The sequence below is a fragment of the Aeoliella mucimassa genome (assembly GCF_007748035.1).
GTDB lineage: Bacteria > Planctomycetota > Planctomycetia > Pirellulales > Lacipirellulaceae > Aeoliella > Aeoliella mucimassa.
Genome location: NZ_CP036278.1, coordinates 1,943,057 through 1,958,420 on the forward strand (window position 1 = coordinate 1,943,057; position 15,364 = coordinate 1,958,420).

General features: G+C 59.1%; 12 protein-coding genes. 2 read left to right on the forward strand and 10 right to left on the reverse strand.

Annotation, left to right across the window (positions count from 1 at the left end):
- Positions 1-21 precede the first annotated feature (21 nt).
- The 8 genes from Pan181_RS07835 to gspG form a co-directional block, all read right to left on the reverse strand.
- Positions 22-3,804, reverse strand: a complete 3,783-nt coding sequence (locus Pan181_RS07835; protein ID WP_197529024.1) for a secretin N-terminal domain-containing protein — start codon at positions 3,802-3,804, stop codon at positions 22-24.
- Positions 3,805-4,037: 233 nt separating this feature from the next.
- Complete coding sequence (locus Pan181_RS07840) at positions 4,038-5,006, reverse strand: hypothetical protein (RefSeq protein ID WP_145246304.1); 969 nt, start codon at positions 5,004-5,006, stop codon at positions 4,038-4,040.
- Positions 5,003-6,484, reverse strand: a complete 1,482-nt coding sequence (locus Pan181_RS07845; protein ID WP_145246305.1) for a type IV pilus biogenesis protein PilM — start codon at positions 6,482-6,484, stop codon at positions 5,003-5,005. Before Pan181_RS07845 ends, Pan181_RS07840 begins: the two co-directional genes overlap by 4 nt.
- A 141-nt stretch (positions 6,485-6,625) precedes the next feature.
- Positions 6,626-8,248, reverse strand: coding sequence for a type II secretion system minor pseudopilin (locus Pan181_RS07850; RefSeq protein ID WP_145246306.1), 1,623 nt, complete (start codon positions 8,246-8,248; stop codon positions 6,626-6,628).
- Positions 8,248-9,267: a hypothetical protein gene (locus tag Pan181_RS07855; protein ID WP_145246307.1), complete on the reverse strand. Its 1,020-nt coding sequence runs from the start codon at positions 9,265-9,267 to the stop codon at positions 8,248-8,250. The genes Pan181_RS07850 and Pan181_RS07855 overlap by 1 nt, the downstream gene beginning before the upstream one ends.
- Positions 9,268-9,269: 2 nt before the next feature.
- Positions 9,270-9,755 (reverse strand): type IV pilus modification PilV family protein, encoded by a 486-nt coding sequence (locus Pan181_RS07860; protein ID WP_197529025.1) that lies wholly within the window; start codon positions 9,753-9,755, stop codon positions 9,270-9,272.
- Between the two features lie 2 nt (positions 9,756-9,757).
- Complete coding sequence (locus Pan181_RS07865; protein WP_145246309.1) at positions 9,758-10,366, reverse strand: prepilin-type N-terminal cleavage/methylation domain-containing protein; 609 nt, start codon at positions 10,364-10,366, stop codon at positions 9,758-9,760.
- Between the two features lie 85 nt (positions 10,367-10,451).
- Positions 10,452-10,877, reverse strand: a complete 426-nt coding sequence (gene gspG / locus Pan181_RS07870; RefSeq protein ID WP_145246310.1) for a type II secretion system major pseudopilin GspG — start codon at positions 10,875-10,877, stop codon at positions 10,452-10,454.
- A gap of 153 nt (positions 10,878-11,030) precedes the next feature.
- Here gspG and Pan181_RS07875 point away from each other — a divergent pair, with 153 nt between their 5' ends.
- The gene (locus Pan181_RS07875) at positions 11,031-11,495 is read left to right on the forward strand and encodes a helix-turn-helix domain-containing protein (protein ID WP_145244956.1); all 465 of its coding nucleotides are present in this window, start codon (positions 11,031-11,033) and stop codon (positions 11,493-11,495) included.
- Positions 11,483-12,130 (forward strand): IS630 family transposase, encoded by a 648-nt coding sequence (locus Pan181_RS07880; RefSeq protein ID WP_145244957.1) that lies wholly within the window; start codon positions 11,483-11,485, stop codon positions 12,128-12,130. Before Pan181_RS07875 ends, Pan181_RS07880 begins: the two co-directional genes overlap by 13 nt.
- A 44-nt stretch (positions 12,131-12,174) precedes the next feature.
- Here Pan181_RS07880 and Pan181_RS07885 read toward each other — a convergent pair whose 3' ends face one another.
- On the reverse strand, positions 12,175-13,386 hold the full coding sequence (locus Pan181_RS07885) for a type II secretion system F family protein (RefSeq protein WP_145246311.1): 1,212 nt from the start codon (positions 13,384-13,386) through the stop codon (positions 12,175-12,177).
- A 154-nt stretch (positions 13,387-13,540) separates the two neighbouring features.
- Positions 13,541-15,238: a GspE/PulE family protein gene (locus tag Pan181_RS07890; RefSeq protein WP_231943783.1), complete on the reverse strand. Its 1,698-nt coding sequence runs from the start codon at positions 15,236-15,238 to the stop codon at positions 13,541-13,543.
- Positions 15,239-15,364: the final 126 nt, after the last annotated feature.

Consider the following 15,364-nt stretch of genomic DNA (forward strand, 5'->3'; position numbering starts at 1 on the left):
ACACCAGCAACACACAATCGACTAAGGAGTGCCCAAGGCTGGCAGGCGACGAATCGCAGGGCCGGTGGGCTGTTGGTACCCAACTGGTACCGTGGCCGAACCGGTTCGCGAGTTGGCCGATTGGCTCTCGGGAATCACGACATCGTAAGCTTGCTCAGGTTGCTGCAGTTGAGGTTCTGCTTCCTGAGGTTCGTACATGTCGCCTTCGGTCGGTACCGGCATCAGTTCGCTATCGCCTGGGATCTGCGTGGGGAACACGCTATCGGCATCGCTCCAGTCGTCGCAGCGGCTACGCAGCCCGCTCGGACCATGCATGCTGATCACGTCGCCCAGCACCCAGCTCATGCGAGCCGATTCCACCTGCTTGATCATTTCGGCATCTTCTTCGTTGCGGATCACGCGAGGTGTCATGATGATGAGTAGTTCGCTACGTTGTTCGGTAACGCCGTCGTAGCGGAACAGGTCGCCCAGCAGCGGAATCTCCGACAGAATCGGCACCCGGCGATGGACGTCCAAGGTTTCCTTGGAGAGCAGACCGCTGAGCACCACGGTTTGACCCGAGGCCGCAGCCACGGTGGTGGTCGCTGTGATCTGATCGATCTTCGGAGCCCGAATCACGGTGCCATCGGTACCAGCGAAGATGGGAATACCTTCCGACTCGGAACCAACGTCCGACTTCGTGGCTTCGATATTCATCACCACCATGCCATCGGGGCTCACCCGTGGGGTGACCTGCATGATAATACCAACGTCCTCGTACGATACCGAGTTCTGCTGGCCATATTCCGAGATGCTGGTACCCACGATACGCGGCACGCTCTGACCGATGCTTACCGTGGCAACCTGATTATCAAGGGCCGAAACCTGAGGACGGCTAAGCACCTCGAGTCGGCGGTTTTCCTGCAACGCCCGCAGCAAGGTGCTCACGCTGTTGCTGCTGGCCGAGAACACGAAGCCACCAAAACCAAGTTCCTGGTTCACCCGATTCAAAGCAAAGCTCGAAAGTCCCTGCGTGGCCACGGTGCCCGCGGTTGCCAAGGCTTGGGTGCTACCGTTGTTGCCTGGCGTCTGGTTGTTAAAGTTGAAACCAGGCGACAAAGGCGAGTTAATCACGTTCTGTTGAGTCGTGGTAATCGTGGCTCCACCCGCCGACTGGGTCGTGGTGGTCGTGTCGATCGTTTCGAAGCTATCGAGCACCGAGCGGTCGAACAGAATCGAATCCTGCAGGCCCAGCTCCACACCAAACTCGTCGGTATCATTCAGGCGGACTTCAGCAATCAAGACCTGAATCATCACCATCGGTGGCCGCTCGTCGAGCTGCTCAATCAGCTGAGCAATCTCTTTGAAGTAGCGATCGGTCGCACTGACGATCAGGCTGTTGTTCACCAATTCGGGAACGATGATCACTTCGCGATCGATTTGTTCGAACGGACTCATGGTGAGTTCGGCCGCTTCTTCGGCATCGCGTTTTTCTTGCAGCCATTCGTTCAGGGCTTCGGCAACGTCTTCCGCCGGCGAGTTCTTCAAGCGATACACCTCGGTGCGTCGCTCGCGAGTCTCACTTGCATCGAGTTGCAGAAGGATCGCGTAGACCACTGCCAGATTGTCCTGCGTACCCGCAGCGATGATGCTGTTGGTGCGTTCGTCGACCGAGAACTGCAGTTTAACCAGCGAGTTGTCGCCGGCACCCATGCTGGGGCCGTCGCCGCTGTTGTTGTCGCTGGTGAACAGCTCTTGCAGCATTTCGGTCAGAGCGACTGCATCGCCATTGACGATGGTGAATACTTTGATTTCCGCTTCGGCTTCCGGCACGCGATCGAGTTGCTCGATCAACGCGGCGATCAGTTCCATACTTTCGCTGGGAGCGGTGATCACCAGGTTGTTCGCCTGCGAATCGGCCGCGATGCGAATGTTGGCCAGCACGCCTGATTCGAGTTTGCGCTGGTTCTCGGGATCGATGATCATCAACTGCAGAGCCGAAACCCGTGCCGAGGTGGCGTCGCCACCCTCTTGGGCGGAGCCTTCGTCGCGGGCGAGTACCGCTTCGCGGAGCACATCAGCCATGTCTTCGGCCAAGGTGTTACGGAGCGGGAAGACGCGGACTTCGTCGATGGCTGCCCCGCGATTCACATCGAGTTTGCGAATCATCGTGGCAATCTCCGACATGTCGCGTGGACCTGCGTTGACGAACAGTGAGTTCGTACGGAAGTCGGCTACCACCAAGGCTCGCGGACGCAAGCTTGGTAGATCGTCTTGGTTGTTGTTGCTGCCAGGGTTGCTCGAGAAGGTTTGTTCCTGGTCGGTGATATAAGCATCGATAATCTGCTTCACATCGCCGGCCACGGCAAACTTCAGTGGGAACACCTCGAAGCGAGTCGTTGGTTCCACTGGTACGTCAATTTGCTTGACCAGTTCCAAAGCGGTCTCGACGTTCTCGGGGCGGCCAATCAGCATTAGCGAATTGGGCTTGCCGAGCGGAGTGATGCTAAGCGTACCAGTCCGTGGGCCAAGCACTTCGGTGTAAACCCGTTCGAGCAAGCGTGCCATGGCACTGCTTTCGACATGCTCGAGCGAAACTACTTCGACCTTGGGAACCGTTTCGAGGCTCACCTGTTCGATGCGATTGATGATGGCCTTCACCCGTTCGACATCACGCTTGTTACCTTTGATCAGGATGATGTCCAAGCCTTCGACAAATTGAATCTGCACAGGGCCCATCAAGGCTCCGTCGGCACCTTCGACACCTTCTTCATCGCCGGCACCGGTAAACGGCACCGCGGCTACTGCATCGTCGCCTTCGGCCGGAGCCGATTCGTCTTGGGGTTGGAACAGCATGTTGACCATGCGTGCTTGGGCGCGATTCGTGCCTCGCTGACCCGCACTCGCTTGCACCACTTGCAGGGCTTCGCGGATTTGGGCTTCGGTCTTCGGTTTGGTAGCGACCACGTGCGTGGACGATTGGCTGGTCTGAGGAGTGTCCATCGCCGACAGCACGCTTTGCCAGGCCCGCTTCTGTTCGGGCGTGCCCGAGAGCAGCAGGTCGCCTGAATCGCGAGCCACGTTTAAGGTGACTCCGGCTCCGGGAATCATTTCCGCACGGAACGAAATGCGTTGGTCGCCGTTGGTCGCGGTGGCTGGAAGCGGACGCGAGAGCAACTGCTCCAAGCGTTGGTGCAGCTGCTCACCGTTCATGGTGCGAAGCTGCAACCGCATGGCGGTGCCGCCGGTGGCCACGGTTGGCTGGGCGACTTGAGCTGGCTGGGGCTGCTGAGGAGCTGGCGTCGGTTCCTGATTGGCCGCGACTTGCGGAAGGGCCGCCGCTGGGGCTGGCTCTCCGGTCGTGCCGAGCTGCTGACCTACAAAGCGGTGCAGGTTATCGGGACCCATCACCAGCAGTTGATTGTTGTGCTGGTCGTAAGCCACGCGGTTGCCTGCAGGCAGCTGAAGCTTGGCAGCCCATTCGGCTGCTGCCGCTTGTTGCTGAGGAGCCACCGGGTAGGCCTTCAGGTAGGGCTCGACCGCGACGGTCGGAGCAGGCTGTGCTGGCGCCGCTGGGCGATCGACCTGACCAAGCAACTGCCCCACTTGGGCCAGCTTGTCGGCCGGGGCCTGCACCAGCAAGCGATTCGACTCCTGATCGGCGAAGACCACGCAGTTGGTGTCTCCGGAGAGCAGCTGGCGAACCTGCTGAGTTGCCTCGTCGAGGCTCAGGTGCTTCACCGGGTAGGCTCGCTGTTGAATGGATGTTTGAGCCGCAACCGGTTCGGCGGCTGCCAAGAATCCAGAAAGCAACAGAACAACCACGCCGAAAGTGCGGGTGAATTGCGAATGTCTGTGGGATAAAACTAGCCCGTCCATGAGCGATTCGTTTGTCAGAGGTTAGACGGAAAGCAAACGAGCACTCACGCGCACCGCTCGCCTACGATCTGCCGGATCGTTACTACCGGAATAATCGGTAAGGTTTAACAACCCGCGCCAACCTTTTTCCCACAGAATGCAGGGTTTGCCGCCATTCGTGGGACGAATCGAAGAAAATCTCAGCCGCCAGCCGGTGCAGAAGCCATGATTCGGCCTTCCAGAAGCGTGTCGCCCAGCCGGAACGCAATCAGACCTTCGGGCGTTTCGACCACGAGTTCTTGCTTGAACACATCGACCACGGTCCCTTTGAATTCGCCGACCTCGATCGCATCGCCCCGTTTCACGCGGAGACGCTCGTCTTCCAGGGTCTTGGCCCAGACCCATGCCTGGTAGTCGTCGCCATCGCTCACAAAGCCAGTGACCGTGGCAAACTCCGCATGATTAAACGAAGGCTTGGGGGCAGGTTGGCGAGGCTCTGGTTGGGAAGTTGTAACCACTCGGTCGGGAAGCTTGGGAGGTGGATCCTTGTACTCCGCGAAGGGGTTTCGGCCTACGATGCGGTCGAGGTACTCCTTCGACGATGCTAGCTTCAAGCGATCGGAGGTCCCTTCGGACAGGCCTTCGGTTCGCTCGGTGCCGTCGACCACGAGGGCTTCGACCGATAGCGACACGCTTAGCTCGCTGCTTCCGTCGCGGGGAGTTAAACGAAGGCTGCTGATCTTGTGCAGCAAGTCGCTGCGGTAGAATGTATCGAGGAACTTGACGACCGAGTCGAGCTTGCCAGTGGCTTCCACCTGGTAGCTGACCGGTTCGTAGGCGTCGCTCCGCCCAGTGACTCGGCGAGGAGTCACGTTGTCGACATCGAGCCGAGCGTCTTGCAATTGTTCGACGAGCCAGCCGCGGTACTGCGCTTGGGCCTTGGCAGGGTCGGCGGGCAGCGATTGGTTGCGCCATTCATTAAGCTGCTTCACCGCATCCTCGGCCTTGAGCTTGTCGAGTTCGGCTTCTTGCAAGCTGTTTTGAGCCGAAGTCAGCGACTTCTGGGCGGTTTGCTTCCAGTCGGAGTACTTGTTCCAACCCCAGTAGCAGCCCCAGAGGGCGAAGATCACCCCGACGGCAGCAGCAAGTTTCTTTTCACGATCGTTCATGATCGGCCCTCCTGTGGCGTAGTCACCACGATATCGTTTTGGAACGACCATACATAAGGTTTGGCATCGGGGTCTTCGATCGCAGGCTTTTGCTGCACTTCGCGATCCGCCCCGCCGAGTCGCTGTTCCATTTCGTCGATCACCGAGAACTCGCGGACCCCGCCGGCAAGCTCCACAGTACCGCCGCGGCCATTCTTGCCAGCCGCCTGGCGGACGTTAATGCGAGTGAGGATCACGTCGCCCTCTTTATCGAACTTCTCATGGTTGTCGAGCGGTTCGGGACGCAAAGTGACCGCGATGCGATCGAGCTCGTCGAGCCAATTGACGTTTGTATTGTGCCATTGCTGGATTTGTTGCGATTGTTTGACTTCGTCCGACATCTCTTCGATATCGTTACGCAACGTGGCAAGCTGTGCCTGAGCAGCATCGGCCTTGCTTTCGATGCTAGCAACGCTGGAGTGAATCAGCCAACCGCCGCCCAGCAGCACGATAGCAGCTAGCGTGCCGGCCAAGGCGTACATCGTGAACGGCTTTTTCGGCTCGGGGGCCTTGCGGGGAGCAAGGAAATCGAAGCCGAGCTTGGCTTCGTCGGCCATGATGGCGGTGCCGAGCAGATTGGCGAACGGCGCCAGGGTGTCGGTGCTCTCCAGGTCGTTCAATCTCAAACCTGGAAGACTCGTGAGATCGACTGCAACCATCTTGCGGGCGAGTTCGTTGCCACAGCTCTCGGCGAGCGCCTGGTCGTGCTCGTTGGCGGTGAGCCAGACAAGCGACTCAATCTGCGAAGCCTCCAGACCACTAGCTAACGCTGCAATCGTGCGGCGGATTTCGCGAGCAACTGCCTTGGTTTGGGTCGCCAGGTCGCCATCCTTCGGCAGCGGTACCGCTCGTACCGAAGCGAGCTTGCCATCGTACAGGCCGACCAGATCGACTCCGTCGTTGCGGCAAGCAGCCACCAGATGGGTTCCCCGGGCGAGTGATTCGTTGCCAGCAATTGCCAGCGAGGCGATGCCATCGCCTTGGAGCGAGATATGCTGCAAGCCCAATTGCAACTTGCCACACACTTGCTTGGCCAACTCCAGGCGGTTCTCCGCGGTGCGGGCGACGAGCAAGGTCGCTGGCTCATCTTCCGGCTCGAGCAACGGCAGGTAGTCGACGATCGCAGTTTCGTCGGCGGTCGAGAACTCGGTGCCGGCTCGCAGCCGCACCATGTCGGGCAGTTCTTCGGCCGGCACCGGCGGAATACGCAGAATGCGACTCTGCACGTCGCGCCCACCGAGCACGAGTACTGCTTTATGCTTGCCGCCGCTCACGCGTTTTACCAAAGGCGAGAAAGCCGCGATCAGGCTGGCCGCGGAGACTTCGTCCTCCAGCGGTGCGGATTCGGCGTGTCGAACGGACAGAACACCACCCGAGTGACTGCAAGCTAGCAATCGAACTTGGCGGGTGTCCCAGTCGAGTAGTACAAAATCGGACATGCGGGGGAGGGGGGATGGAGGGCGGGGGGTAGCAACCAGGGATACTACCTGTTGCAGGTTGCCGCAGCCACCCGCGTTCTGTTTGGAATTACTATTTGGATATTCTATTCACCCTGGCGGCAAATCGCGAACGCTTCGGCGTTATTCCGCCACTTGTTCGTTGTAACCGAGTTGCTCCACGGTAAATCCGGCTCCCAGCGGTGTCAGGTCGCGAATCGAGAGCACCTTGGGTGTGGTGCCCGACGCGTCGATAATCGCTTCTAGACGGGTGTAGGGGCCTTCTGCTTCATAATAACCGACCACCTGGGCACGGTGCACGTCGCCGCCGGCGGTGATCATCGGGATCAATTGCTTCATTTCCTCTACTGTTACTAACCCCATAGTTAGTAGCCAAGTTTCGTGCGATTGGTCGATCTGGTCATTTATGCCGGGCTCGAATACTCGATTCGAGATAATGGCCTCCACCACATCGGGGGGTAAGGCGGTGGGGAGCGTGTAGCTCATCCCTTCGAGCAGTGTCCGCGGGGCCTGGTTGATGTTCAGCCGCCCGGGAATCACCGCATCGCCGTTGGTGGTGCAGTAGTCCATGAGAATCGGCAGGTAGGCCGCCATCGAGCCGGTATCGTCGAGAAACGCCGCTTCGACGACGGTTCGCTGGGTCTGGCCGCTCTCGACCACGCGGGTTTGCACGCCGATCAGGTCGAGCACCGACTCCAAAGGTACCGACCCTCCCTGTTCGTAGTCCAATTCGATTTCGCTGGCCAGTTTGACTTCTTCGCCACCGGTGGCTGCGGCGTTGCTTGATTCGGAGTCTTCCTCGTAAGCTCCACCTTGCCGATAGGCGATGATGAAGCTCGCCATTTCTTCGTCCAGGATCTCGCTGAGCTGCTCGTGCAGCGTTTCAAGATCATCGGAATTCAGGTCGATCTTCGCCTCGCCTTCGGGCGTGAGGTTCTTCTCGGCGCTGCTCAACGTGAGATAGGCCGACCAGCCGCGGTTCATGCTACCGGTGGAGTTGTCGACCTGCTCCAAGGCAAACATCTGCTGCTCGGCCGCATCAAGCGTGAAGTTGCGGTTGCGATCGTAACCGTACAGAAGTTCGGGGGTGACGTCGCGGACCAGCAGCAATTGATCGAGGCTCTCCAGTGGGCCATTCTGCGGCTCGTAGCCGGGACTCAGCCCCGAGTAGTAATCGCGCTCGGCGCCGAAGTCGCGCGGGTCGTCGTCCTCGTCAAGCCAATCGAGAATCGCGTCGGCCATCGACTCGGTCATGCCTGGTAGTGAGTTCACTAGCAGAGTACGTCCGAGCGAAGCGGTGGGATCGCTGGCATCGACCACCAGGATGGTGTTCAGGTTTAGCTTGGACGATTCGTTTTCGAGCCCGATGCGAATGCCGGAGTACTCGCCGTAACTCTGGTCAAGAGCAGGGGAGAGCACGGTGAAGCGATACCGCAAGGCCGCTTGAGCTGCCAGGCTTCCCTGACTGTCGGTGAAGGTCGACTGCATCACCGCGGGATTGTTGGTGAGCCCGCCATACTGGGTGAGGGTGGCTTCGTCGAGGACGAGCAGGTAACGCAGGTACTCGATGCCCGACTCGGCAGCCATGTTGGTTTGCAACTGACGCTGACCGACATCCGAGGACTTGTACTGCGAAAACGACCAGTCGTAAAACGCCGCGCAGGTGATGGTCATCATCAACACGACGACCAGCACCGTGATTAGGATGCTTCCGCTTCGCTTAGGGATGGCCGGGGAGCTAAGCATTAGTAGCCTCCCGAACTGGAAGAGCCCGACGTGCTGCCAGAGCTGGTCGACGAACTGGTGCTGCTCGTGCCTTCGGTGAGCACCGCCAGGTCGGGATCCACCGCATTCCAGATGCTCGGCAAGGCGACAGTCACCACGTAAGGGTTCGACTGCCGCTCTTCGAGTACGTCGCCTCGCACGTCGAGACGATTCTGTTGGAACCAGATTCGCATTTCCACGGCTACCGGTAGCTCGCCATCCATGAGTTCACTGTCCCAGGTATCGAGCAGGTCGATTCCATCAAAGTAGCGAAACTCCAGCCCGACCACTTCGGGGGCCAGCAGCTGTGGTTCGCCGACCAGATCGACGGTAGTGCCAACCTGATCGGCCCAGTTCAGTAGGTCGCGATTCGCTTCTTGTCGCACTAGGCCGGTCGTGAGGTCTTTTACCGAACGCGATTGGCTGATGCCGAGCGTCGCGACCCCTTGAGACAAAGCGTAACGCACCGTGGTAATGCCTGAGAGGGCCGAAGGGGCTACCAAATTGCCGGCGCTGTCGACTTCGTATTGCGACTGTTCGCGGAGCACGTCGATCTGCATCTCTTGCAAGGTGCCATACAGCCCGAGGGGACGCCGCAGCACGACCTCGCCGGTGTCGCTCGAGCTGTCGTCGCTGCTCGAAGAGGAGCTACTGCTGCCGCTGCTGCTACCGCTACTACTGCCGGTGCTGGCTCCCATGGCCGAGATGTCGTCGATCGAATCGACATCGAACTCCGCGGTCGATTCGGCCAACTCCATCGCGGTCGAGGTATCTTGCGGATCGTAAATCACTACGCGATGCAAGTCGCTGCGGATGAGCGAAACGACGCCATCCACCAGGCGAGCTTGTTCCACCTTCTGGCGGCTTTCCATCGCCCCGGCCGCTCCCATCACCAGGGCGCTGCCGATTAACACCACCAGCACGGCCGACAAACCGAGCGCCAGGATTAACTCGATGAGCGTAAAACCACCGCGGACGTTAGCACTTGGCTGGTATCGCATCGCTATTCCTCCTCCGTTTCCGTGGAGGTCGAGCTCGACGACGCGCTGGTCGCAGCGGCCGACTCCATGAGGGCCAGCTCTTCCTTAAACGCGGGACTTTGGAACCAGCGAACCAATTCGCAGGCGGGCTGATTGAAGTCGGCGTCGCGACTCACATACACGCGCACTTGCAGCAGCATATCGATCGAGCCCGCATCGGTGTTCACTGGTTCGACAACTACTTGGGTGTACCAGGCTGCCAACGCCTCGTCGGCGTTGAGTTGAATGGGGCCAAGATTTTCGGGCTCGAGCGCGCCGCATTTGATTTGATCGATGATCGACTGGGCGACCATGCGTGCTTCCAGGCGATCCGATGCGTTGTTTGCATTGTCGAACGAAGTTTCGACCAGCTTGCTGATCATCGTCAGCGAGATCGCCAGAATCGCGAGGGCGAGGATCACCTCGATCAGCGTGAAACCATTGCTCGTAGAGGGGGAACGTTGATGCATGCTCATAGCTCCCCAGGTGACAAGATGTTGGATTCTTCCACGGTGCAAGTCAGTCCGCGAAGCGCGAGCTGCGTCTGCTTGCCGGAATCCGAAGCGAACACCACCACCGCATCGTACGAGGTGCCGTCGGGGCTGAACACCACCGGCGACGACCAGGTGCCTTCTTCTTGCACGCCGTTCAGGGCAACCGCACCCACCGTTTTGCTAGGGCAAGCCGTGACAGAAACAAACTTCACGCCTTCGGGCAATTCCTTTGTACCAAAGGCATCGTCGTTCCCACTGGCGTTACCTGTTCCATCGACGTCGCTGGCTACAACGCCGGTTCCTGCTGCCTGAGCATCTGCCGGTTGTACGTTACCGACTTTGGTCAGGCGAAACTCACGGCCTCCCAACATGCAGGTAAAGGCAATGCGGTCGCCCCCTTCCACCGACTCGCGACGAGCGTCGCTCCAGGCGGTTCGCACCTGGCTGACACCCTTAGTCATTTTTGATCGCAGTAGCGAACCTTGTAAGGCAATCACTGCGAACCCGGAGATAATGACCAACAACGCCATGACGAGCAAAAGCTCGATGAGCGTAAAACCGCGACGTTGGTAGATCGGCGTGTTCATGGTCGAGGGCTATTCAAGGGCTAAGCCGCGAGCAGCGACCCGCGGCTTAGCCATAGTATTCAATAATTCGCACGGGCCAGCGGCATTACCAGTTGCCGATGTCGTCGTCGGTGCCATCTTGGCGATCGGGACCGAGCGACCACAGATCGTACTTCTCGTTGTGCTTGCCGGGAGCCGCCAGACGATAGTCGTTGTTCCAGGGGTCTTTGTTGATTTCCTGGCCATCGAGATAAGGACCACCCCAATCCGAAGCGTTATCGCCGGAAGGTTGATTGATCAGGTCTTCTAGAGAGCTTGGATACTCTTTCATGTGCCATTCGTAGCGGTCCACAGCACCCTTCAGAATGCCGATTTCGCCCTTAGCGGCATCGACCAAGGCCTTTTCGCGGGTACCGCCAAAGATGGCGGTTGCCATGGCACCGAGTACCACCAAAATGGCCAGCACGAGCAACAGTTCAATAAGCGTGAAGCCTTCGCGACGCGAGCGACGGCTAACTGTTTGGGAATGCATGACTCAATCTCCTGTTACAACTACACTTTGAGGCGGGCTGCTCGCCGTGGAGCGGGGGTTTGGAAGGGCTGAACTCGCAGGTTCGTAGCGAGCTTCGGTGCTCGCAACTAGTACGTCTTTCCTGAAATCCATTCCGCTGCTATATGCTGCGGAATGAAAAAGCACATTGTTTGCCTGGACCACCAGGCCCGTGGAGGTTTGGAGCAGCTAGCACGCTCAGGCGCCCGCGCGGCGCAAGTGGTGCGTCGCTGCCAGATATTATTGAAATCGGACTCGGGATGCACCGACGAAGAGATCGCCGAGCATGTGGGCTGCACGACGCGCAACGTCCGAGCCGTCCGAAAGCGGTTCTGCGAAGAGGGCGTCCAGCGGGCGGTGTACGATGCGCCTCGCTCGGGCCGCCCCCCAGAGTTCACCAAGCGGCAGCAGCAACAGGTAATCGCCCTGGCGTGCAGCGAGCCGCCCGAGGGACGGGCTCGCTGGACGCTGGAATTGTTGTGCGAGCACGCGGTGAAGGAAGGCTTCGTCGATTCGCTCAGCGTGACGGAGGTCTCGCTGTGGCTCAAGGAACACGACCTGAAGCCGTGGCGAAAAAAACTTGGTGCGTGCCCAAGCTGAACGACGAGTTCTGTGAGCGGATGGAGGACGTCCTCGAGCAGTACGAGAAGCCGCTCGACCCGAACGAGCCGGTCGTCTGCCTCGACGAGCAGCCCTATCAGAGGGTCGACGACGCGCGGCCGCCCGAGCCCGCGGCACCCGGCAAGATCGCGAAGCAGGACTACGAGTACCGCCGCTGCGGAACCTGCAGCGTGTTCGTGGCGGTCGAGCCGAAGGCGGGCAAGCGATTCGTTCAGGCCAAGCGTCACCGCAAGCGAGCCGACTTCGCCCGGTTCGTCCGCGACCTCTTGAAGCGCTATCCCGACGCAGAGCGGGTTCATCTGGTGATGGACAACCTCAACACGCACAACGAGAAGTCGTTGATCGAAACCTTTGGCGAGGAGGCGGCTCGGCCAATGCTGGAGCGGATTGTGTGGCATTTTACCCCCAAGCATGCCAGTTGGCTCAACATGGCCGAGATCGAAATCTCGGCCATACAGCGACAATGCCTGGGACGTCGGTTGGCTTCGCTCGACAAGGTTCAAAGCGAACTCTCCCACTGTTCACGCGACCGCAATCGGAAGAAAATCAAAATCAATTGGACCTTCCATCGAAAAGACGCCAAACGCGTCTTCCCTGAACTCTATAGGAAATGACTTCCGGGACGACGTACTAGGCTCCAAGCCCAAGTAAAACATCACTACATCGCAGTATTCATCTTAAGCACTGGCAGCAGCAAGGCCATCACCACCATTAATACCACAATGGCTAGCAGTACCAGCAACAAAGGTTCGAGCAACCGGACCGCGAGGTCCAGCTTACGCCAGGTTGTCTTCTCTTGTGTTTCCGCTATTTGAGTTAACACCGTTTCGAGGCTATTGGACTGCTCGGCAACGGCAATCATTTCCACAACATTCCGGGGGAAGTGTCCGCTGGCCCCTAAAGGCTCGGCCAAACTCTCGCCCGACGAGATGTTTTCGGCTGCATGGTTTACGGCTTCCATCAGCACTTTGTTGCCGGTGGAGTCGGAAGCAATTTCGAGCGACCGCACGATCGGCACACCACCATGCAGCAGAGTACCCAGCACGCGACAGAACCGGGCGACCGCCAGGCTCAGGTAAATGTCGCCCGCCATGGGGACTTTGAGCCGCAGTTTATCGAGGCTCATCCGCCCTTCCGGCGTCTCCAGGTATTTTTTGATCAAGAAATACAACGCAACGAAGGCGACCAGGATGTAAATGCCATAGTTCACCATGAAATCGCTGATCCATAGCAACCAGGTGGTCATTAGCGGCAACTGGCCCTGCTCCTTGAGGGTCGCAAACATCTTTTCGAAGTTCGGCACCACGAACACCATCAAACCGGTCACGATACCGGTGCCGATTACCGAGAGCATCATCGGGTAAGCCAGGGCACCCACCACGCGGCTTTGTAGTTCGCCTTGCTGTTCGGCAAACGCAGCGACGCGTTCGAGGGCATCCTCCAGGAAGCCACCCTCGCCGCCGGCTCGCACGATGCTGACCGACAATTCGTCGAAGGTCTTCGGATTGTGGCCCATGGCGTCCGACAGGTTCGCACCATCTTCGACCCGCGATCGCACATCTTCGAGTACCGCGCGCAGTTTTTCGTTGGACGATTGCTCGCTGATCACTTGCAACGAGCGGAGCAGGGGGACACCGCTCCGCAACAGCGCAGCCAGTTGCGAATAAACCGGCACCACAATGCGGACCGGCACCTTGATCGTTGCGGTGCCTGCCGCGTTCTCCAGCGACTTCTTGTCGGCGGTGACTTTGACCGGAAACAAGTCTCGCCCAGCCAGTTGGGCGAGTGCTTCGCGCTCGCTGCCCGCTACCAGCGTGCCTTCGACACGTTGGCCAGTGAGGTTTCGGGCGATATAGGCAAAGTCGGGCATGGAGGATTGGCGAGGCGAAGGATCAACTAAATAGGACGGCTAGCGTCGACGAACTTGTTCAAAAAAACTGGCAGTGACTTTGGGAGGAATCGAGGGCGACTGTCTGGTTTGTGCGAAACCGCTTACCAGCCAGCGGCCTAGCACCGCGGCGATTCTAAACCACATCTCCTTTGGTGACACGCAATACTTCGTCGACGGTCGTAATGCCGGCGATGGCTTTCTTCCAGGCATCTTGTCGCAGGGTGAGCATGCCATCTTTGAGCGCTGCCTGACGGATGTCCCAGCTACTCGCCCGATCGTGGGCAAGCTGGCGGACCGAGTCGGTCGTGGTGCAGAGCTCGAAAACACCTTGCCGGCCCGCGAAGCCAATTTCGCGACATCGCCGGCAGCCCGCAGGGGCATACAGCAGCCCGCCGGCTTCCTGGAACTCGTCCCAGGGGAAATCACTAGGCAGGTCATCGCGGTCGGGCTTGTAGGCTTTCTTGCATTCCTGGCAGAGTCTGCGAACCAGTCGCTGGGCCATGACCGCTTCGATGGTACTAGCTACCAGGAACGGCTCGATGCCCATATCGACCAACCGAGTGTAAGCACTGGGGGCATCGTTGGTGTGCAGGGTACTAAACACCAAGTGACCCGTGAGGGCCGCCTGAATGGCATTTTCGGCGGTTTCGTGATCGCGGATTTCGCCCACCAGCACCACATCGGGGTCATGACGCAAAATCGACCGCAGCGATGCTGCAAACGTCAAACCAATCTTTGGATGCACCTGGATCTGATTGATGCCTTCGAGCTGGTATTCTACCGGGTCTTCGGTAGTGATGATCTTGGTGTCTTCGCTTTTGATCTCGATCAGTGAGCTGTAGAGAGTGGTTGTTTTACCCGAACCGGTTGGCCCAGTCACCAGCACGATGCCATGCGGCATGCGAATGAAGTTGCCAAACTTGTTGTGTAGCTCATCGCCCATGCCGAGCTTGAGCAGCGAGAACTCCATCGATCCCTTGTCGAGCAGACGCATGACGATGCTCTCGCCATGGATCATGGGGATCACACTCACACGCACGTCGACCTCGCGGCCGGAGACTCGCAGCTTGATGCGGCCGTCCTGCGGCAGTCGTTTTTCGGCGATGTTGAGCCGAGCCATAATTTTCAAACGGCTGACAATCGCCGCGTGAAAATGGTTGATTTCCGGTGGCACCGGTTGGGCGTGGAGGATACCGTCGATACGGTAGCGAATCTTGATGCCGGAGCCTTGCGACTCGATGTGCACGTCGCTCGCTCGCGTCTCGACGGCTTCGAGCAGAATCTCGTTCACCAGTCGCACCACCGAGGCTTCTTGCGCTTCTTCGGCAAGCTCGGCCGCGTCGGCATCGATGTCTTCGAGTAGTTGGATCTCGTCCTGGCGGGCGGCGAGCAGGCCTTCGACCGTTTCGCTACCAACGCCTAAGTGATTCTTAATGCGCTCAGCAATCTGCCGACGTTCGGCCAGCACCGGTTCGATGTGCTTGCCGGTTTGGTTGGCCAGTTCGTCGAGAGCGTAGAGATCGAACGGGTTGCTCGTGGCAACCACGATCGAGCCATTCTCGCGGCGCACCGGGAAGAGGTCGTAGCGGTGGATCAGCCGCTGGGGGAATTCGTTTAGCAGACTCAGGTCGACCTCGGTGTGCTCCAAGTCGACCACGTCGACACCAATCGCGTCGCCGAGGGCTTCGAGTACTTCGTCCTCACGCACCCAGCCGCGGTCCACTGCGGCCATCTCCAAACGGATCGGCGCCCCATTGGCCGAGTCACGCAGTTCCGTCACCTGATCGGCGGTGAGCAAACCACGTTCGATGAGTAGCGCGCCAGTTTCCACGGAAAGCCGCCAATTCCAAATAGAGGGAGGGGGACAGGAATGCGCTGGAGAGGGGGAATCGCCGCGCCGGGGGGAAGGGGAGGATCGAGGGGTGTTGGTCTGCTGCCCAACCGCCGGATGGGGTGG